Source organism: Mesorhizobium quangtriensis, from assembly GCF_040081925.1.
GTDB classification, from domain to species: Bacteria; Pseudomonadota; Alphaproteobacteria; order Rhizobiales; family Rhizobiaceae; genus Mesorhizobium_K; species Mesorhizobium_K quangtriensis.
Window position 1 is genome coordinate 211,447 of sequence record NZ_JBEBMF010000001.1, and the last position, 17,887, is coordinate 229,333.

At 63.7% G+C, this 17,887-nt stretch carries 21 protein-coding genes; 9 read left to right on the forward strand and 12 right to left on the reverse strand.

The genetic code is table 11. The annotated features are described in order from the left end of the window. The first annotated feature begins 55 nt into the window (after positions 1 to 55). Both ABMA32_RS01050 and ABMA32_RS01055 read left to right on the forward strand, forming a co-directional pair. Positions 56 to 1,141, forward strand: a complete 1,086-nt coding sequence (locus ABMA32_RS01050; RefSeq protein ID WP_349011878.1) for a phosphatase PAP2 family protein — start codon at positions 56 to 58, stop codon at positions 1,139 to 1,141. Continuing rightward, a complete protein-coding gene (locus ABMA32_RS01055; RefSeq protein ID WP_349011879.1) occupies positions 1,141 to 2,226 on the forward strand; it encodes a phosphatase PAP2 family protein in 1,086 nt (361 codons plus the stop codon). Before ABMA32_RS01050 ends, ABMA32_RS01055 begins: the two co-directional genes overlap by 1 nt. A 170-nt stretch (positions 2,227 to 2,396) precedes the next feature. Here ABMA32_RS01055 and ABMA32_RS01060 read toward each other — a convergent pair whose 3' ends face one another. The 11 genes from ABMA32_RS01060 to hisB form a co-directional block, all read right to left on the reverse strand. Beyond that, positions 2,397 to 2,585 (reverse strand): hypothetical protein, encoded by a 189-nt coding sequence (locus ABMA32_RS01060; RefSeq protein WP_349011880.1) that lies wholly within the window; start codon positions 2,583 to 2,585, stop codon positions 2,397 to 2,399. Between the two features lie 111 nt (positions 2,586 to 2,696). Next, positions 2,697 to 3,656: a type I pantothenate kinase gene (gene coaA / locus ABMA32_RS01065; RefSeq protein ID WP_349011881.1), complete on the reverse strand. Its 960-nt coding sequence runs from the start codon at positions 3,654 to 3,656 to the stop codon at positions 2,697 to 2,699. 22 nt (positions 3,657 to 3,678) lie between these two features. Further along, entirely contained in the window at positions 3,679 to 4,014 is a 336-nt protein-coding gene (locus ABMA32_RS01070) for a phosphoribosyl-ATP diphosphatase (RefSeq protein ID WP_349011882.1), read from the reverse strand. A 44-nt stretch (positions 4,015 to 4,058) separates the two neighbouring features. Then, entirely contained in the window at positions 4,059 to 4,853 is a 795-nt protein-coding gene (gene hisF / locus ABMA32_RS01075) for an imidazole glycerol phosphate synthase subunit HisF (protein ID WP_349013293.1), read from the reverse strand. Further along, on the reverse strand, positions 4,850 to 5,686 hold the full coding sequence (locus ABMA32_RS01080; protein ID WP_349011883.1) for an arginase family protein: 837 nt from the start codon (positions 5,684 to 5,686) through the stop codon (positions 4,850 to 4,852). Before ABMA32_RS01080 ends, hisF begins: the two co-directional genes overlap by 4 nt. A gap of 1 nt (position 5,687) precedes the next feature. Further along, on the reverse strand, positions 5,688 to 6,428 hold the full coding sequence (hisA, locus tag ABMA32_RS01085; protein WP_349011884.1) for a 1-(5-phosphoribosyl)-5-[(5-phosphoribosylamino)methylideneamino]imidazole-4-carboxamide isomerase: 741 nt from the start codon (positions 6,426 to 6,428) through the stop codon (positions 5,688 to 5,690). Next, a complete protein-coding gene (locus tag ABMA32_RS01090; protein ID WP_349011885.1) occupies positions 6,428 to 6,919 on the reverse strand; it encodes a hypothetical protein in 492 nt (163 codons plus the stop codon). The genes hisA and ABMA32_RS01090 overlap by 1 nt, the downstream gene beginning before the upstream one ends. Further along, the gene (locus ABMA32_RS01095; RefSeq protein ID WP_349011886.1) at positions 6,916 to 7,218 is read right to left on the reverse strand and encodes a DUF1330 domain-containing protein; all 303 of its coding nucleotides are present in this window, start codon (positions 7,216 to 7,218) and stop codon (positions 6,916 to 6,918) included. Before ABMA32_RS01095 ends, ABMA32_RS01090 begins: the two co-directional genes overlap by 4 nt. Further along, positions 7,215 to 7,868 (reverse strand): imidazole glycerol phosphate synthase subunit HisH, encoded by a 654-nt coding sequence (hisH, locus tag ABMA32_RS01100; RefSeq protein ID WP_349011887.1) that lies wholly within the window; start codon positions 7,866 to 7,868, stop codon positions 7,215 to 7,217. Before hisH ends, ABMA32_RS01095 begins: the two co-directional genes overlap by 4 nt. A gap of 1 nt (position 7,869) precedes the next feature. Then, the gene (locus ABMA32_RS01105) at positions 7,870 to 8,361 is read right to left on the reverse strand and encodes a DUF2628 domain-containing protein (RefSeq protein ID WP_349011888.1); all 492 of its coding nucleotides are present in this window, start codon (positions 8,359 to 8,361) and stop codon (positions 7,870 to 7,872) included. A gap of 4 nt (positions 8,362 to 8,365) precedes the next feature. Continuing rightward, positions 8,366 to 8,965: an imidazoleglycerol-phosphate dehydratase HisB gene (gene hisB / locus ABMA32_RS01110; RefSeq protein ID WP_349011889.1), complete on the reverse strand. Its 600-nt coding sequence runs from the start codon at positions 8,963 to 8,965 to the stop codon at positions 8,366 to 8,368. A gap of 155 nt (positions 8,966 to 9,120) precedes the next feature. Between hisB and ABMA32_RS01115 the strand changes: the two genes are divergently transcribed. From ABMA32_RS01115 to ABMA32_RS01135, 5 genes are all read left to right on the forward strand, one after another. Next, on the forward strand, positions 9,121 to 9,780 hold the full coding sequence (locus ABMA32_RS01115) for a phosphoribosylanthranilate isomerase (RefSeq protein ID WP_349011890.1): 660 nt from the start codon (positions 9,121 to 9,123) through the stop codon (positions 9,778 to 9,780). Between the two features lie 75 nt (positions 9,781 to 9,855). Next, complete coding sequence (trpB, locus tag ABMA32_RS01120; protein WP_349011891.1) at positions 9,856 to 11,076, forward strand: tryptophan synthase subunit beta; 1,221 nt, start codon at positions 9,856 to 9,858, stop codon at positions 11,074 to 11,076. A 2-nt stretch (positions 11,077 to 11,078) separates the two neighbouring features. After that, the gene (gene trpA, locus ABMA32_RS01125) at positions 11,079 to 11,921 is read left to right on the forward strand and encodes a tryptophan synthase subunit alpha (RefSeq protein WP_349011892.1); all 843 of its coding nucleotides are present in this window, start codon (positions 11,079 to 11,081) and stop codon (positions 11,919 to 11,921) included. Positions 11,922 to 11,957: 36 nt separating this feature from the next. Continuing rightward, entirely contained in the window at positions 11,958 to 12,881 is a 924-nt protein-coding gene (gene accD, locus ABMA32_RS01130; RefSeq protein WP_349011893.1) for an acetyl-CoA carboxylase, carboxyltransferase subunit beta, read from the forward strand. Between the two features lie 34 nt (positions 12,882 to 12,915). Beyond that, entirely contained in the window at positions 12,916 to 14,247 is a 1,332-nt protein-coding gene (locus tag ABMA32_RS01135) for a bifunctional folylpolyglutamate synthase/dihydrofolate synthase (protein WP_349011894.1), read from the forward strand. A gap of 127 nt (positions 14,248 to 14,374) precedes the next feature. On the opposite strand, the gene erpA is transcribed toward ABMA32_RS01135, so the two are convergent. Beyond that, positions 14,375 to 14,722: an iron-sulfur cluster insertion protein ErpA gene (gene erpA / locus ABMA32_RS01140; RefSeq protein ID WP_349011895.1), complete on the reverse strand. Its 348-nt coding sequence runs from the start codon at positions 14,720 to 14,722 to the stop codon at positions 14,375 to 14,377. Positions 14,723 to 14,803: 81 nt separating this feature from the next. On the opposite strand from erpA, the gene ABMA32_RS01145 reads away from it, so the two are divergent. Next, entirely contained in the window at positions 14,804 to 16,018 is a 1,215-nt protein-coding gene (locus ABMA32_RS01145; protein WP_349011896.1) for a deoxyguanosinetriphosphate triphosphohydrolase, read from the forward strand. A 53-nt stretch (positions 16,019 to 16,071) separates the two neighbouring features. Further along, positions 16,072 to 17,829, forward strand: a complete 1,758-nt coding sequence (gene argS / locus ABMA32_RS01150) for an arginine--tRNA ligase (protein ID WP_349011897.1) — start codon at positions 16,072 to 16,074, stop codon at positions 17,827 to 17,829. The last annotated feature ends 58 nt before the right edge of the window (positions 17,830 to 17,887 follow it).

The following is a 17,887-nucleotide window of genomic DNA, read 5'->3' on the forward strand; positions in this document are numbered from 1 at the left end:
CTTAAAGACACTCTGCTACCAGAGGTGGCAAACCTCGGGCGGGGTGGGACGACATATGGCCGATACGACACTGACGGAAAGCACTCGGTGCTCGTCTCCGGTACGCGATCTTGCGAACGCGTTGCGGCGGGAAATCCGGAATAACCGGATCTTCTATGTCATCCTGTTCAGCTGGCTCAGCTATACGGTCATCGGATCCGCGTTGCGCCAGGACGGTTTCATGGCCGAACTGGCAGAGTATCTCGGCCGTGCGACGCGATCGGCCTTCATTCTTTGCTGCGTCGCGGTCGCCGTAACCGGCATCAGGGTCATGGTCAGCCGGCCCGAGCGGCCGCTCATGGCACTTGGCACGGCACTTGCGGCATTCATGCCCGGTCGCGTCCTGCTCCGTTACGCCTACGGCTTCTTTGTCTTCGCGATCTTCATGGCGTCTTTCCTGCACCACAAGATGCGAATCCCCGAAATCATGCCGTTCGCATGGGACGAGACCTTTGCAAACTGGGATCAGGTGCTGTTCGGCGGATATCAGGCATGGGAATTGCTGCAGCCGCTTTTTGGGCATCCCTGGGCCATTCTCGTGCTGGACTATGCGTATGTTGGCTGGGTGCCCGGCGTGTTTCTTTTCTGGAGCTGGATGTTTGCCAGTCGGACTGTTCCCGAACCGCTTCGCCGGCAATACTGGACAGCTACAGTCCTCAGCTGGGTCCTGCTGGGTATCGTGATGGCGACCGTCCTGTCGTCGGTCGGTCCCTGCTTCCTGCCGCTGTTCTTCCCTGAGCAGGCCGCAGAGTATGCAGCCCTCAATGCGAATCTGGCGGATCTTCATGAGCGTTTCGGTCTGGCATCGAGCCTGACAAAGGAGCATCTCCTTGAGGTTTACCGGGGCCTCACGACGGAGCCGGGCGGAATCTCCGCCATGCCCAGCATGCACAATGCACAGACCATGCTCTTTGTCCTGGCCGGCTATAGCGTCAGCCGGCGTCTCGGCCACCTTATGGTCGCTTATGCGGTGTTGATCTTCATCGCCTCCATCATGCTTGCGTGGCACTACGCCGTCGACGGCATCATAGGGATGGCAGGGGCAGCGTTGATCTGGTGGTGTGCTGGCCGTCTGTCGCGTAACCGGCCCGTGGCAGCCTGATGGCCAGCCTCGATATCCCCGCAGGCCAAGACGTCCGCCGACTGAAATTGCCGCTCACCCATGGCGACATCGCCGTGATGTGCTTCGCGGCGGGCTATGCAGTTGTCGCAATCGCCCTGCTTCTGGCCACCGATGCCCGGCAGGCATTTGCCTTTCGCCACTATCTCGTGGTCTGGCCATTCGTCTTCCTGATGCTTTTCCCCTTCATCTACGGATTGCTCGTCCTGCTGAAGATCGTGCATCGCATTCCGGACCGCCGAGGCAGAATAATGGCGTTAAGGCGAGCTGTCCGTCACCATCACATGCAACCCTTCGCGACCGGTCTACTTCTGCTTTGCTGCCTGATGGTTTTTCAGGGAGCCTTTACGTCCTTGAAAACGGCCCTGCCGCTCTGGTGCGGTGGCTTTCCGCACGACGTCGCGCAAGCCGAGATCGATCGCGCATTGCATTTCGGCGTCGATCCCTGGCGCTACCTGACGCCGCTTGGAAGCAACCGCTGGGTGCATGCCGCGATAGAATGGAACTACAATCAGGGATGGTTCATATTCTGCTACGCGACGCTGTTCTTCGTCGCCATATCGGCGCGCACGACAGCCGTTCGAACCCGCTACTTGTTCACCTACATGCTGACATGGATCGTAGTCGGCAATGTGCTCGCGGGCCTCTTTCTTTCGGCAGGGCCAGTGTTCTACGAAGCCGTGACGGGAGATTCCCAACCTTTCGGCGAGCAGATTGCTTTCCTGTCGTCCCACGGCGACGGGCCGCATTCAGTGGCCTTTCTGCAGTCGTACCTTTGGCAGCTTTACAAAACCGGCAACGCCGGATTCGGGTCAGGAATCTCGGCCTTCCCAAGTATGCACGTGGCACTGGCAACCCTGAATGCCCTGTTTATTGCCGAGATTTTTCCCAAGTGGCGTTTGCCGGCCTTCGCGTATGCGGTGTTGGTGCTCGTCAGCTCGGTCTATCTCGCCTGGCACTACGCCATCGACGGTTATGTGGCGATCATGGTCACGATCGCGATCTATGCGGCGATGAAGCCAGGTTTTGGGCGGCTGGCCATCGCAGAGCGACGCTTTCGGGTCTGAACTCAAGGCTGACCAAGTAGTGTCGCGCGTCTGGATGTGACGGTCGGTATCCCGAAGCGCGCCAACATGTGCGGTAGCTTCCACCTCAGACTGCAGCGCGGTTCCCAAAAAAAGAAAGCCACACCGGCCGGTGCGGCTTTCAGGCATTCTGGAGGTCTTTGCGGAAACTCTTATTGCTGCTTGGTTTCCTCGGTCTTGCTTTCTTCCGGTGCCGGCACTGGTGCAGCCGGCTGGGCCACGCTCGCCACGGTGGTCTCCGTATCGACCGAGGCGTTCACCTTGGCATGCCCGGCGCACTCGGCCGCCGCCAACGAAACCGAAAAGCCCAGGATCGCGGTCACTGCGAGGATCGTCTTCATCGTGTTCCCTTCTGTCTTTTGTTCGCCCAAGGGAAAGCTACGCCCGGCGCGCTGCGGCGCGAAATCACAATTGCGTTCACAAGAGAGAGAGGTCGCCGCTTCCCGCGCCCTTCACAGCTTCCGGAGCGCCACCTGTTCCACCCTGTGATCCGCGCCCTTCTTGAGAATAAGGTCAGCGCGGGGGCGGGTGGGGCGGATGTTCTCGCGCAGGTTTTTCAGGTTGATGTTGCTCCACAGCCCTTCGGCGATCGCCATAGCCGCCGCCTCGGACAGTTCGGAATAGCGGTGGAAGAAGGATTTCGGGTCGCGGAAAGCGGTTTCCCTCAGCCGCATGAAGCGTTGGACATACCAGCCGTGGATGAGCTCCTCCTCGGCGTCGATATAGACCGCGAAGTCGAAGAAGTCGGACAGGAAGGGCACGAACCGGCCGTCCTTGGGCAGGTCGCGCGTCTGCAGCACGTTCAGCCCCTCGAAGATCAGGATGTCCGGCCGGTCGATCACGACATGCTCACCCGGCAACACATCGTATGTCAGGTGCGAATAGACAGGCGCGCGCACGTCGGCCTGCCCGGACTTGATCGCGGAGAGGAACCGCAGCAGCGCCCCGACGTCGTAGCTGTCGGGAAAACCCTTGCGCTCCATCAGCCCCTTGCGCCGCAGCACTTCATTCGGGAAGAGAAAACCGTCGGTCGTCACCAGGTCGACCTGCGGGCTGGAGGGCCAGCGGGCGAGAAGCTCCTTCAACAGGCGCGCGGTGGTGGACTTGCCGACGGCGACCGAGCCGGCGATGCCGATGATGAACGGCGTTTTCACCGCATGAGGGCGGTTGAAGAATTCGCGCCGCTGCTTGAACAACAACTGGCTCGATTCCACATGCGCCGACAGCAGTCGCGAGATCGAGAGATAGATGCGCCGGACTTCGTCGAGGTCGATCGGATCGTTGAGCGATGAAAGCCGGCGAACGTCGTCGTGTGTAAGGTCGAGCGCAGCGCCCTCGGCGAATTCGGCCCAGCGCTCCGCCGGGTAGAAGCGGTAGGGCGAATATTTGCCGCTCGCAACAGGCGTATCCATCGACTGCTCCCCGCCGCCGGCTTCAGCCAGCCGCGTCCTCCCCTGGTCGTGACGCTTTCTCGGCGATGCCGGACTGCGCGGTACGCCGCTGCAGCTCGGCCAGCACCTCCGAAGCCGGCACGTCGGCCAGCGCCAGCACCACCAGCCAATGATAAAGAAGGTCCGCGCTTTCGGAAACGAGCGCCTTTCGGTCCCGCGCCACCGCCGCGATGATCGTCTCGACGGCTTCCTCGCCGAGCTTCTTGGCTGCCTTCTCAGGCCCACCGGCAAAGAGCTTTGCGGTCCACGAATTCGCGTCGCCCGAACGGCCGCGCTCGGCGATGATCTTTTCCAAGTCGGAAAGCGAGAAATCCGCCATGCCTGCCAGTCCCCGTCCCTTATTACCCCCGCACTGCGCGCCGTTTATTGCGCCGCAGCAAAAGAGTCCAGACGCATCGGCAGACCGGCCTTTGACATGAAGGCCTTGGCCTCGCTGATGGAATAGGTGCCGAAATGGAAGATCGAGGCGGCGAGCACCGCGGTCGCATGACCGTCGCGCACGCCCTCGACCAGATGGTTCAGCGTGCCGACGCCGCCCGATGCGATGACCGGCGCGCGCACCGCGTCGGCGATGGCGCGGGTCAGCGCGATGTCATAGCCGGCCTTCGTGCCGTCGCGATCCATCGAGGTGAGCAGGATCTCGCCCGCGCCAAGGTCAACAACTTTTTGTGCAAACTCGATCGCATCGATGCCGGTCGCCTGCCTGCCGCCATGGGTGAAGATCTCCCAGCGTTCAGTCTCGCCCGGCGCCGAAACCTTCTTGGCGTCGATGGCGACGACGATGCACTGGTTGCCGAACTTGTCGGCCGCTTCCGCCACGAATTCCGGGTTCTTCACCGCAGCCGTATTGATCGACACCTTGTCGGCCCCGGCCAGCAGAAGTTTCCTGATGTCGCCAACGGCCCGCACGCCGCCGCCCACCGTCAGCGGCATGAAGCAGCGTTCGGCCGTGCGCGCCACCACGTCGAAGATGGTCTCGCGGTTGTCGGAAGAGGCCGTGATATCGAGGAAACAAAGCTCGTCCGCGCCCGCCGCGTCATAGGCGGTCGCCGCCTCGACCGGGTCGCCGGCATCGATCAGGTCGACGAAGTTGACGCCCTTGACGACACGGCCGTCCTTGACGTCCAGGCAGGGGATGACGCGCGCCTTGAGCATCAGGCCTGCTCCATCGCAGCCAGGAAATCGACCAGCAGATGGCCGACGACCGGCGGCACTTCGCTCTTGGCGTCAAAGGCCGGATCGTAGGCGGTCAGCGTCAGACCGACGATCGGGGCCGAGCGCGCCATGCAGGTGGCGGCGTCGCGCACCTGCACCGGCGTCGGTCCGCCCGACTGGGCATAGCGGTTGACCTGCAGTTCGTCCGGGTCGTGCACGTCGAGATCGATATGCATGTGCGTCCGCTTCACGTCCTTCGCCTTGAGCTCCGCTACTTTTTCGGCCGCGTCCGTCATCTCGGCGCGGATCACAGGCAGGCTTCCCAGCACGACCTTTTCCTCGGGATCGAGATCGCGGGCGCCGACCAGCATGCTTTTGGCCGGCTCGATCGGGCGGAAATCGTGGATGGTGTAGGCCATCGGCCGCCAGCAGAGCCCGAGCGCGGTCGCCAGCGCCATGCCGTCGAGGAAGCCGTGGGCGGAGGTTTCCGGCGTGTTGATGTCGGCGTGCTGATCGAACCAGATGATCGAATCCGCTTCTTCGCCGGCTACCGATCCGCAGGCGGTGAGGCAGTTGCCGGCCAGCACGACGGGGAAGCGGTCCGCCTTGCGTGCGGCGCTGACCTTTTCGGCCACCGCCTTGCAGACGGCGAAGCCGGTCGCGATCTCGCGATCGTCCAGCCCCTTGATGGACCCGATCTCCTCGACCGCCACGTCGTGCCCTTCCATCGTCAGCGTCTCGACCAGCCCACCCGAGATCAGCGCCTCCGGTCCCTTGCCGAAGCCGTGGTCGCGGCGACCGCTGTCGTAGGGGGCGAGGATGATGGATAGCTTCACGTCAGTCGCCTTTCCCGGTATCGCGCAAAATCGCAAGCGCCTCGGCCGGATCGATACGTCCATCATATAGTGCGCGGCCGGAAATTGCGCCTTCGAGTTTGCGCGCATCGGGGAGCGTCATGCGCCTGATGTCGTCGAGCGAGGCCAGCCCGCCGGACGCGATGACCGGGATCGACACGGCGTCGGCGAGTGCAATGGTCGAGTCCCAGTTGAGGCCGGTCAGCACGCCGTCGCGGTCGATGTCTGTGTAGATGATGGCCGCGACGCCGGCGCCCTCGAACTTCTTCGCCAGTTCGACGACGCCGAGGCTCGACGCCTCAGCCCAGCCCTCGACCGCCACCTTGCCGCCGCGCGCGTCGATGCCGACGGCAATCCTGTCGGGAAATTCGCGGCAGGCCTGCTTCACCAGTTCCGGCTCGCGCACCGCCACCGTGCCGAGGATGACACGCGCAAGTCCTCGATCCAGCCAGTCCTCGATCTGGTCCAGGGTGCGGATGCCGCCGCCCAGCTGCACGGGGTTTTTCGTCGCCTTCAGGATCGCGCCGACCGCCGCGCTGTTGACGCTCTTGCCCTCGAAGGCACCATTCAGGTCGACGACGTGCAGCCAGCGGAACCCCTGATCCTCGAAGGCTTTTGCCTGCGCTGCCGGATCCTCGTTGTAGATGGTGGCCGTCTGCATGTCGCCGAGCTTCAGGCGCACGCACTGGCCGTCTTTCAGGTCGATGGCGGGAAACAGGATCATCAGCGGTTGATCTCGACGAGGAAAACCCAGGAATCGAAGGCGGCCTTGGCGATAGAAAGACAGATGCCGGCCGCCAGCCAGTACGCGCCGTCGGCATTGCCGGCCATGAGCAGCACGCCGCCGACCAGCCACGGCAGGATCGCCAGTTCGAACAGCACGAGGTTGGCCGTGTAGACGCGCGCGTAGCCCTTGGCGCGCCTCAGGCTTCGCGCCGCCAGCAAGGTGCCCATGACGCCTGTGACCGCGGCGATGACGAGCACGCCGTTTCCGGCGACGAACAGGCTCAAACCCGGCATCAGGAGGAACAGCGCAACCATTAGGGCCGCCAGCAACTGGATCAGCGCCTGCTCGGCGCGTTCGGTCAGCCCGTTGCCGGCCAGCACCTTCTCGAGGTTCAGCGAAAGCGATACGAAGAACAGCCCGAGCAGCGCCGCCGTCGCGCCGGCCACCGCGGCAAGGAAATCGGTCCAGGCGGACAGGCCGAGCGTCATACGCCCTCCACGATGGCAATATGAGCCGTCGAATAGGCCTGTCGTAACTTTAGCGCCTCCTGATATTCTGGCGAACGATAGCAATCCAGCGCGGTTTGGTAGCTGTCGAACTCGATGACGATCAGCCGCGAAGCCATCGGCCCCTCAAGCACCTCGCCGCGACCGCCGCGCACGATGAATCGCGCGCCATACTTGTCGAAGGCGGCCTTGTTGGCAGCGATGTAGCGTGGATAGTTTTCAGGGTCGGTCACGTCGACCATGCCCATCCAGTAGCCCTTCTTTGCCGGCGCGTCGGTCATCTGGGCTTCCAGCGCAAAAAATTCGCGATCAGCGCCAGACCCAGCGCCTGGCTCTTTTCCGGGTGAAACTGTGTTCCCGCAAGATTGTCGCGCGCCACCGCCGCCGTCACCGGCCCGCCATAGTCGGCAACCGCCAGCACTTCGGCCGGGTTCTTCGCATCGAGATGGTAGGAATGGACGAAATAGGCGTGCAGGCCGTCCTCGCCGGTCGGGATGCCTTCGAACAGTGGGTGCTGCCGCGTCAGCCGGATCGTGTTCCAGCCGATCTGCGGGATCTTCAGCGCCGGGTTGGAAGGCGTGATCTCCGTCACGTCGCCCTTGATCCAGCCGAATCCGTCGGTGACGACCTTCTCCAGCCCGCGCTCCGACATCAGTTGCATGCCGACGCAGATGCCGAGGAACGGCTGGCCTTTGCGAACCGCCGTTTCCTCGACCGCCTCCCACATGCCATCGACTGCATGCAGGCCCGCCGCGCAATCGGCATAAGCGCCGACGCCCGGCAGCACGATGCGGTCGGCCGAGCGCACCCGCTCGGCATCCGCCGTCAGGTCGATCTCGGCGTCGATGCCCGCTTCGCGCGCCGAGCGCTCGAAGGCTTTGGTGGCCGAGCGCAGATTGCCCGAGCCGTAATCGATGATCGCGACACGCATGTCAGTGTCTTCCGGGATAGCCGAGCAGGCCGAGCGCCGGACCTGTATGCGCGGCAGCTGTCGAAGCCGGCCACGCCGGGGCAGGGCGGGGTTCAGCTGTCCACGGCCCGGCAACCCGTCCCTCATCCTCGCCGGCCAGATAGCGGATTTCCGCCTCGGCCGCGCTGTCACCCTCGACCACGCCCCATTCGCACCAGCCGCGCCTGCGCAGGGCGGCGATGCGCAGCGCCGGGCCTTCCAGCGCCACGAACAGCGAAACCAGCAGCGACAGGGCAGCACCCGCAAAGGCAAAGCCCGTCGTTTCGCCCAGCGCCATCAAAACAACGCTCGCGACGAAGGCCACGAACGCCTCGATCCAGAGCCGATGCCACAAAAGCCAGACCAGCGGCAGGATGAAGGCGATCAGCGAAAAGCCGTCGCGCACCATGACGGCGCGCTCCGCCGCCTCGTCCTCGCTCGCTCCGGGCGGCTCCATCACCACATAGATGGCCATCGGATTACCCCTTCAGGCTGCCCTTGGTGGAGGGTACCGCGTCCGGCTGGCGCGGGTCGCGCTCCAGCGATGCGCGCAGCACGCGCGCCACTGCCTTGAAGCAGGTCTCGGCGATATGGTGGCTGTTGGCGCCATAGTGATTGGTCACATGCAGCGTGACGCCGGCATTCTGGGCCAGCGCGTGGAAGAACTCGCGCACCAGTTCGGTGTCGAAGGTGCCGATCTTCTGCGACGGAAACGTCACGTTCCAGACCAGATATGGCCGGCCCGACACGTCCATCGCCGCACGCGTCAGCGTCTCGTCCATGGCGAGGTCAAGCGAAGCGTAGCGCATGATGCCGCGCCGCTCACCCATCGCCTTGGACAGCGCCTGGCCGATCGCGATGCCGGTATCTTCCACCGTGTGGTGGTCGTCGATGTGCAGGTCGCCCTTTGCCTTGATCGTCATGTCGATCAGGGAATGGCGCGAGAGCTGGTCCAGCATATGGTCGAAGAAACCGACCCCGGTAGCCATCTCGGCCTTGCCCATGCCGTCGATGTCGAGGGCAACCGAAATCTCGGTTTCCTTGGTCTTGCGGCTGACCTTTGCCGAACGCGATGCCATGCGAGAACCCTGCGGAACTGAAAGCGGCCTTCTATCAGCCTGATCCCTCGAAGGAAAGTTGGTGCGCGGGCGGGAAGCGAGCGCACGGCCGTGCGAGAGGCCACCCGCGGGCGGAATCCTCGACTTTCCCGCCGTTTCATGCCACTTCCCGCGCCATGGCACTCGACATCAAGATATGCGGGCTGAAGACGGCCGAGGCGCTGGAGGCGGCGCTGGCGGGCGGCGCGACGCATGTCGGCTTCATTTTTTTCCTCAAAAGCCCGCGCAACATCGCGCCCGCCGAGGCCGGACGGCTGCGCAAGCCGGCGGCCGGTCGCGCAAAAGCCGTGGCCGTGACGGTCGATGCCGATGATGCCTTCCTAGATGAGATCGTCACCGCGATGGCGCCCGACATGCTGCAGCTCCACGGCCATGAGACGCCTGAGCGCGTCGCTGCCGTAAAGACGCGCTCAGGCCTGCCGGTGATGAAGGCGTTCTCGGTGCGCGACGCGGCCGACCTCGCCGGGCTGGACGCATATCGCGGCATCGCCGACCGCTTCCTGTTCGACGCCAAGCCGCCCAAGGGGGCCGAGCTTCCCGGCGGCAACGGAGTGCCGTTCGACTGGACGGTGCTGGCCGCGCTCGACCCGGATATCGACTACATGCTGTCGGGCGGGCTGAACGCCGCCAATATCGGCGAGGCTCTGCGCCGGGTCCGCCCCGCCGGAATAGACATCTCGTCCGGCGTCGAAAGCGCGCCCGGCGTCAAGGACCCCGCGCTGATCCGCCGGTTCTTCCGGGCCGTAGAGGCAGAGCTGGAGAAAAACGGCGTTTAGCTTGCGCCCCGGCCCTCGAAAAGGCTAATCGAAATCGACCGGCGGCAGGAACGGGCCGCCCATCCGGGAAACGCCATGAACAAGCCACTAGAGCCCAATTCCTTCCGCACCGGTCCCGACGAGCAGGGCATGTTCGGCATTTTCGGCGGCCGCTTCGTCGCCGAGACGCTGATGCCGCTGATCCTCGAGCTCGAGCAGGAGTGGGAAAAGGCCAAGACCGACCCTGCCTTCAAGGCCGAACTGACCGCGCTCTCCACGCATTATGCGGGCCGGCCGTCGAAGCTCTATTTCGCCGAAGGCCTGACGAAGCATCTCGGAGGCGCGAAGATCTATTTCAAGCGCGAGGACCTGAACCACACCGGCTCGCACAAGATCAACAACTGCCTCGGCCAGATCCTGCTCGCCAAGCGCATGGGCAAGAAGCGCATCATCGCCGAGACCGGCGCCGGCCAGCACGGCGTGGCGTCGGCCACCGTCTCGGCCCGCTTCGGCTACCCCTGCGTCGTCTACATGGGCGCGACCGACGTCGAGCGGCAGAAGCCCAACGTCTTCCGCATGAAGCTGCTCGGCGCGGAAGTCCGCCCCGTCACTGCCGGCCACGGCACGCTGAAGGACGCCATGAACGAGGCGTTGCGCGACTGGGTCACCAATGTCGAGGACACCTACTACCTGATCGGCACCGCCGCCGGCCCGCACCCCTATCCGGAACTCGTGCGCGACTTCCAGTCGGTCATCGGCACCGAGGCCCGCGCGCAGATTCTCGAACAGGAAGGACGCCTGCCCGACGCCATCATCGCGGCTGTCGGCGGCGGGTCGAACGCCATCGGCATGTTCCACCCCTTCCTCGACGACCGTTCGGTTAAGATCATCGGCATCGAGGCGGGCGGGCGTGGCCTGGACGGCATAGAGCACTGCGCCTCGATGAACGCCGGCAAGCCCGGCGTCCTCCACGGCAACCGTACCTATCTCCTGCAGAACGCCGACGGCCAGATCCTCGACGGCCACTCCATCTCCGCCGGCCTCGACTATCCCGGCGTCGGCCCCGAACACTCGTGGCTGCGCGACACCGGGCGCGTCGAATACGTGCCCATCCTCGACGATGAGGCGCTGGATGCGTTCCAGGTCACCACGAAATATGAAGGCATCATCCCGGCGCTGGAATCGGCGCATGCCGTCGCCCACGCCATGAAGATCGCGCCGACCATGGGCAAGGACCAGATCGTCATCGTCAACCTCTCCGGACGCGGCGACAAGGACGTGCACACCGTCGCCGGCATGATGGGCATGGAGATCTGATCATGGCCGACACCCGCATCGATCGCCGCATGGCGAAGCTGAAGGCCGAGGGACGCCCGGCGCTCGTCACCTATTTCATGGGCGGCGACCCCGACTACGCGACCTCGCTCCGGATCATGCAGGCATTGCCCAAGTCCGGCAGCGATATCATTGAACTCGGCATGCCCTTCTCCGATCCCATGGCCGACGGGCCGGCGATCCAGGCCGCCGGCCTGCGCGCGCTGAAGGCAGGGCAGACGCTGGCCAAGACGCTGGCCATGGCCGCAGATTTCCGCAAGTCGGATGACGAGACCCCCATCGTGCTGATGGGCTATTACAACCCGATCTACATCTACGGCGTCGACCGCTTCCTCACCGACGCGAAGGCTTCCGGCATAGACGGGTTGATCGTGGTCGACCTGCCGCCGGAGATGGACGAGGAACTGTGCATTCCGGCGCTGAAGGCCGGCATCAACTTCATCCGCCTCGCCACGCCGACGACCGACGACAAGCGCCTGCCCAAGGTTCTGCAGAACACGTCCGGCTTCGTCTACTACGTCTCGATGACCGGCATTACCGGGTCGGCGCTTGCCGATACGGCAAAGGTCGGCACCGCGGTCACGCGCATCAAGGCGCATACGGCGCTGCCGGTCTGCGTTGGCTTCGGCGTCAAGACAGCCGAGCAGGCGCGTGCGATCGGCGCGTCAGCGGATGGTGTCGTGGTGGGGACGGCCATCGTCAACGCGGTCGCCAATGTGCTCGATCCCAAGGGCGGCCAGACCGCCGATCCGGCCGAGGCGGTTGCGACGCTGGTCAGCGGGCTGGCGCAGGGCGTTCGCTCTGCCCGCCTTGCTGCTGCCGAATAGTCTTCCCATCTTCTCCCGAAACGGGATTGTTTCACGATGAACTGGATCACCAACTTCGTCCGCCCCCGCATCAACTCGATGCTCGGCCGACGCGACATACCGGAAAACCTCTGGATCAAGGATCCGGAGAGCGGCGAGATGGTGTTTCACAAGGACCTCGAGGAAAACCAGTACGTCATCCCCTCGTCCGGCCACCACATGAAGATTTCGGCCAAGGAGCGGCTGAGATTCTTCTTTGACAATGGCGAGTATGCCCTACTCGAAAATCCGAAAGTGCCGCTCGACCCGCTGAAGTTCCGTGATGAGAAGCGCTACACTGATCGTCTCAAGGACGCGAAGTCCAAGACGCAGCTCGAGGACGCGATCCTGAACGCGACCGGGTCGGTCGAGGGTCTGCCCGTCGTGGCGACCGTGCAAGATTTCGCCTTCATGGGCGGGTCGCTCGGCATGGCGGCAGGCGACGCGATCGTCCACGGCTTCGAGACCGCGCTGAACCTGAAGCGGCCACTGGTCCTGTTCGCTGCGTCCGGCGGCGCGCGCATGCAGGAGGGCATCCTGTCGCTCATGCAGCTTCCGCGCACCACGGTAGGTGTCGATCGGCTGAAGGAGGCCGGGCTGCCATACATCGTCGTACTGACCAACCCGACGACGGGTGGCGTCACCGCCTCATACGCCATGCTGGGCGACGTCCATATCGCCGAGCCGGGCGCGCTCATCGGCTTTGCCGGCCCGCGCGTCATCGAGCAGACCATCCGCGAAAAGCTGCCGGAAGGATTCCAGCGTGCCGAATATCTGATGGAGCACGGCATGGTCGACATGGTGGTCTCTCGCCTCGAACTGCGTTCGACGATCGCAAGGCTGCTGAAGATCCTGCTGAAGGCGCCGATGCCGGTTGCTCCGATCGAGCCGGAAATCCTGCCGCCGGCCCGCCCTGCACTGGAAGCGCGTCCGGGCGTCTAGCAAATGGCCGGCATTCCCGGCCCTGGAACCTCTAATGACCACCCTTCTGGCCGATCTGGAAATCGAGCGCCTCATGGCGCTGCACCCGAAAGGCTATGACCTTTCGCTGGATCGGGTGTCGCGGCTGCTGGATCGTCTCGGCAACCCGCAGCTTAAGCTCCCGCCCGTCATCCACATCGCCGGCACCAACGGCAAGGGCTCCGCTGCCGCGTTTTCGCGGGCATTGCTCGAAGAGGCCGGCTACCGGGTCCACGTCCACACCTCGCCGCATCTGGTCAACTGGCACGAGCGCTACCGGCTCGCAGCCGAGGGGGGCGGGCGACTAGTGGATGACGAGTTGCTGGCCAAGACCATCGCGCGGGTGGCGGAGGCCAATCGCGGCGAAACCATCACAGTCTTCGAAATCCTGACGGCGGTCGGCTTCCTGCTGTTCGCTGAACATCCCGCAGACGCGGTAATCCTCGAAGTCGGGCTCGGCGGTCGTTTCGACGCGACCAACGTAATCCAGAGCCCCGCCGTATCCCTCATCATGCCGGTTTCGCTCGACCATGAAGCCTATCTCGGCGATCGGGTTGAACTGATCGCGGCCGAAAAGGCCGGCATCATCAAGCGTGGCTGTCCGGTGGCGATAGGCGCGCAGGAAACCGATGCTGCGCGGATTGTGCTGGAGGAGACGGCAGAGCGGCTGGACTGCCCGGTCCAGATCTACGGTCAGGATTTCCTCGCCTACGAGGAGAACGGCCGGATGGTCTATCAGGATAGCGATGGCCTGATGGATCTGCCGTCGCCGATCCTTCCGGGACGTCACCAATACGCCAACGCGGCAGCGGCGATCGCTGCGGTGCGCCTGGCCGGTTTTGACATCGATCACGCAGCGGCGGAGCGCGCGATGCGCAGCGCTTCGTGGCCGGGGCGCATGCAAAGGCTGCAGTATGGTCATCTGGTCGATCTTGCGCCTAAGGGCGCGGAAATCTGGCTCGACGGCGGACACAACCCCGGCGCGGGCATGGTCGTCGCCGAGGCGCTGGTCGAGCAGGAGGAAAGGCAGCCCCGGCCACTTTTCCTCATCGCAGGCATGATCAACACCAAGGACCAGGCGGGCTATTTCCGCGCCTTCCACGGCATGGCGCGGCACGTCTACACGGTTCCGGTCAGCATGTCCGAGGCCGGCGTTCCCAATACGGAACTCGCGCTTCGTGCACAGGAGGCGGGTCTTTCAGCCGAACCCGTGGCGTCGGTCGCCAATGCGCTGATGCTGCTGCGCGACACGTGGGATAGCAAGGAAATTGCGCCGCGTATCCTTATTGGCGGCTCGCTCTATTTGGCGGGCGCTGTCCTCGCCGAGAACGGAACGCCGCCAACCTGACCTGCTGAAACAGTTCTGGGTATTATTGATCCACTGTAGATATATCAGTGATATACGCCTACGCGGAAAATGATGTGCACGCGCCGGACGCGCGATTGCGCCTCGCGGGAGACAGTTTCAGATTGTCTCAGATGGAGAAACTGGTCCCGCAGCCGCATGACGCGACTGCATTGGGATTCTTGATCTGGAAGGACTGGCCCATAAGGTCGTCGACGAAGTCGATGACAGAGCCGCCCATATAGACCAACGACAGGTCGTCGATCAGGACGGTTGCGCCGTGCTTCTCGATGGCGACGTCGTCTTCGTTCCTGGAATCGACCAGATCGAACTTGTAGGAAAAGCCGGAGCAGCCGCCGCCTTCGACCGACACGCGCAGCGCAATCTTTCCCGGTTCGCCTGCGACGATCTTTGCCACGCGCTTGGCGGCGGCGTCGGTCACGTCGACTTTCATCGTGGTCTTGGCGTCAGCGCCCATGGTATCGCCCTCGGCGTCACCTTGCGTTTCTGTTTGCATCATAGCTATGAACGAGTGCGGGACAAGTCAACGGGCGGAGCCATGACGACGGAGCTTGGCGACATAGGCTTTGGCTATCGCCCCCGAGCGCCCTATGCATGCGACCCCGCCCAGACGCGCGGCCGTCTGCAGCCGGAGCCGGAAAGCCCGACCCGGACGCCTTTCCAGCGTGACCGCGATCGGATCATCCATTCGACCGCTTTCCGGCGTCTCAAGCACAAGACGCAGGTCTTTATCGCACACGAGGGAGACCATTACCGCACACGCCTGACCCATACGATCGAGGTCGCGCAGATAGCCCGTGCGCTCGCCCGGGCATTCCGTTGTGACGAGGATCTCGCCGAGGCGATCGCGCTGGTGCACGACTTCGGCCACACGCCCTTCGGCCACACGGGCGAGGATGCGCTGAACCTGAAGATGGCGACATGGGGCGGTTTCGACCACAACGCCCAGTCGCTGCGCATCGTGACCCGGCTGGAACGCCGCTACGCCGAGTTCGACGGCCTCAACCTCAGCTGGGAGACGCTGGAGGGGCTGGTCAAGCACAACGGCCCGCTAACGGACTCCTCGAGCAAGGGCCTGAAAGGGCCGGTCCCGCAGGCGATCCGGGATTTTTCGGCGTTATTCGACCTGTGGCTCGACAAATATGCGAGTCTGGAAGCCCAATGCGCCGCGATCGCCGACGACATCGCCTACAATACGCACGATATCGATGACGGCCTGCGCGCCGGCCTGCTCTCGCTGGACATGCTGGAGAGCGTTAGCCTCCCTGTCGGCATCCTGAAGAGCGTTCGCGAACGCTACCCACATCTCGACCCTGTTCGTGTCGGCCACGAACTGATGCGTCGCCAGATTACGGTCATGGTCGAGGATGTCATTACAACCACTACAGCCCGTCTGGCTCGCCTGCAGCCGGAAAGCGCCGATGATGTGCGCAACGCCGGCGAGACGATGGTGACCTTTTCCAAAGCGCTCGGCGAGCAGGAGAAGGAGCTCAAGGCGTTCCTCTACAAGCACCTTTACCGGGCGCCGGATGTCATGCGTGTCCGGGCCGACGCCGAGCGCGTGGTGCTTGACCTCTTCGACGCCTATTTCGCCGAGCCACGACGTATGCCCGAGGGCTGGCGCGAGGGCCTGGACCGCGCTGGGGACCGCATCAAGGCGCGCGATGTCGCGGATTTCCTGGCTGGCATGACCGACACCTACGCGCTCAAGGAGCATCGTCGCTTGTTTGACCATACGCCCGATTTAAGCTAGGGCGCCGCAAGAATGCGGCATTCGCGCCGCCGTGCCAATTTCCAGAGATGACAATGAATATCTTCGCCGATTTCAACGAGCGGGTCGTAAGGGTCGTTCAGGAACTGGGGCTAAAGGACAAGGACGGGGCCGGCCTCGACTTGTCGCGCATTGCCGTCGAGCCGCCGCGAGATGCCAGCCATGGCGACCTGGCGACCAACGCTGCGATGGTCCTTGCCAAGCCCACGGGCCAGAATCCGCGCGCGCTGGCTGAAACGATCGCTGCCGTCCTTCGGCAGGACAAGGATGTCGTCAAGGTCGATGTTGCCGGTCCGGGCTTCGTCAACCTCAAACTTTCCGACGCTTTCTGGCAGGTTCACCTCGCATCGATCATCGCGGACGGTAAGAATTACGGCCGCTCCACCGTCGGCGGCGGCAGGAAGACCAACGTCGAATACGTCTCCGCCAACCCGACCGGCCCCATGCATGTCGGCCATTGCCGCGGCGCGGTCGTGGGTGATGCGCTGGCGAACTTGCTTGCCTTTGCGGGCTACGACGTCACCAAGGAATACCTGATCAACGATGCCGGCTCGCAGATCGACGTGCTCGGCCGTTCCGCCTTCCTGCGCTACCGGCAGGCGCTTGGCGACGACATGGGCGAGATTCCGTCCGGCCTATATCCGGGTGACTACCTCGTACCGGTCGGCCAGGACCTTGCCGCCGATTTCGGGCGCAAGCTGCTGCAGATGCCGGAAGACGAGGCTCTGGCCATCGTCAAGGATCGCACTGTTGCGGCCATGATGGTCATGATCCGCGAGGATCTGGCTCTGCTGAACGTCCACCACGAGGTGTTCTTCTCCGAGCGGACTTTGCACGCCGATAATGCCAAGGCCATCCGCGAGGCCATCAGCGACCTCACCCTCAAGGGGCACATCTACAAAGGCACGCTGCCGCCGCCGAAGGGCGAGAAGCCTGACGACTGGGAGGACCGCGAGCAGACGCTGTTCCGCTCCACCGAGGTCGGCGACGACATGGACCGGCCGCTGGTCAAGTCTGATGGTTCCTACACCTATTTCGCCGCCGACGTTGCCTATCTGAAGGACAAAGTGGATCGCGGCTTCGAGAAGCTGATCTTCGTGCTGGGCGCCGATCACGGCGGCTATGTCAAGCGCATGGAAGCACTCGCCAAGGCGGTCACCGAAGGCCGCGTGGAGCTTACGGTGCTTCTCTGCCAGTTGGTGAAGCTCTTCCGCGACGGCGAGCCTGTCCGCATGTCGAAGCGCTCCGGCGATTTCATCACCCTTCGCGATGTGGTGGACGAGGTCGGGCGCGATCCGATTCGCTTCATGATGCTCTACCGCAAGAACGACGCCCCGCTTGACTTCGACTTCGCCAAGGTGACCGAGCAGTCGAAGGACAACCCGGTCTTCTACGTGCAGTACGCCTCGGCGCGCTGCCATTCGGTTTTCCGGCAGGCGAAGGAGCAACTCCCCGGCCAGGAATTCACCCGCAAAACGCTGCAATCGGCAAGCGGCTTGCTGGCAGACGAGGGCGAGCTCGCGCTGATCCGTAAGCTCGCCGAATACCCCCGGATGATCGAATCGGCAGCAATTGCGCTCGAGCCACACCGCATGGCGTTCTACCTCTATGACCTGGCCAGCGCGTTCCACAGTCAGTGGAATCGTGGCACGGACAACGTGGACTTACGTTTTGTTAAGGTTAACGAACCAGAATTGACCAATGCCAGACTCGGGCTGGTGCAGGCTGTTTCGGATGTGTTGACATCAGGCCTGGCGTTGATCGGAGCGGAAGCGCCAACCGAGATGCGCTAGGCCGAAACCGGACAAAAACCTGTCACCATTTGCCCACATTGCGCTGGTAGGGACCAAA

Bases quoted from the DNA above. Each gene is read 5' to 3' on its own strand.
- ABMA32_RS01050 (WP_349011878.1), top strand. From the start codon at position 56: ATGGCCGATACGACACTGACGGAAAGCACTCGGTGCTCGTCTCCGGTA.
- ABMA32_RS01055 (WP_349011879.1), top strand. From the start codon at position 1,141: ATGGCCAGCCTCGATATCCCCGCAGGCCAAGACGTCCGCCGACTGAAA.
- ABMA32_RS01060 (WP_349011880.1), bottom strand. From the start codon at position 2,585: ATGAAGACGATCCTCGCAGTGACCGCGATCCTGGGCTTTTCGGTTTCG.
- coaA (WP_349011881.1), bottom strand. From the start codon at position 3,656: ATGGATACGCCTGTTGCGAGCGGCAAATATTCGCCCTACCGCTTCTAC.
- ABMA32_RS01070 (WP_349011882.1), bottom strand. From the start codon at position 4,014: ATGGCGGATTTCTCGCTTTCCGACTTGGAAAAGATCATCGCCGAGCGC.
- hisA (WP_349011884.1), bottom strand. From the start codon at position 6,428: ATGATCCTGTTTCCCGCCATCGACCTGAAAGACGGCCAGTGCGTGCGC.
- ABMA32_RS01090 (WP_349011885.1), bottom strand. From the start codon at position 6,919: ATGACGCTCGGCCTGTCCGCCTGGACCGATTTCCTTGCCGCGGTGGCC.
- ABMA32_RS01095 (WP_349011886.1), bottom strand. From the start codon at position 7,218: ATGACCGACGCGCCGGCAAAGAAGGGCTACTGGATGGGCATGGTCGAC.
- hisH (WP_349011887.1), bottom strand. From the start codon at position 7,868: ATGCGTGTCGCGATCATCGATTACGGCTCGGGCAATCTGCGCTCGGCC.
- ABMA32_RS01105 (WP_349011888.1), bottom strand. From the start codon at position 8,361: ATGGCCATCTATGTGGTGATGGAGCCGCCCGGAGCGAGCGAGGACGAG.
- hisB (WP_349011889.1), bottom strand. From the start codon at position 8,965: ATGGCATCGCGTTCGGCAAAGGTCAGCCGCAAGACCAAGGAAACCGAG.
- ABMA32_RS01115 (WP_349011890.1), top strand. From the start codon at position 9,121: ATGGCACTCGACATCAAGATATGCGGGCTGAAGACGGCCGAGGCGCTG.
- trpB (WP_349011891.1), top strand. From the start codon at position 9,856: ATGAACAAGCCACTAGAGCCCAATTCCTTCCGCACCGGTCCCGACGAG.
- trpA (WP_349011892.1), top strand. From the start codon at position 11,079: ATGGCCGACACCCGCATCGATCGCCGCATGGCGAAGCTGAAGGCCGAG.
- accD (WP_349011893.1), top strand. From the start codon at position 11,958: ATGAACTGGATCACCAACTTCGTCCGCCCCCGCATCAACTCGATGCTC.
- ABMA32_RS01135 (WP_349011894.1), top strand. From the start codon at position 12,916: ATGACCACCCTTCTGGCCGATCTGGAAATCGAGCGCCTCATGGCGCTG.
- erpA (WP_349011895.1), bottom strand. From the start codon at position 14,722: ATGGGCGCTGACGCCAAGACCACGATGAAAGTCGACGTGACCGACGCC.
- ABMA32_RS01145 (WP_349011896.1), top strand. From the start codon at position 14,804: ATGACGACGGAGCTTGGCGACATAGGCTTTGGCTATCGCCCCCGAGCG.
- argS (WP_349011897.1), top strand. From the start codon at position 16,072: ATGAATATCTTCGCCGATTTCAACGAGCGGGTCGTAAGGGTCGTTCAG.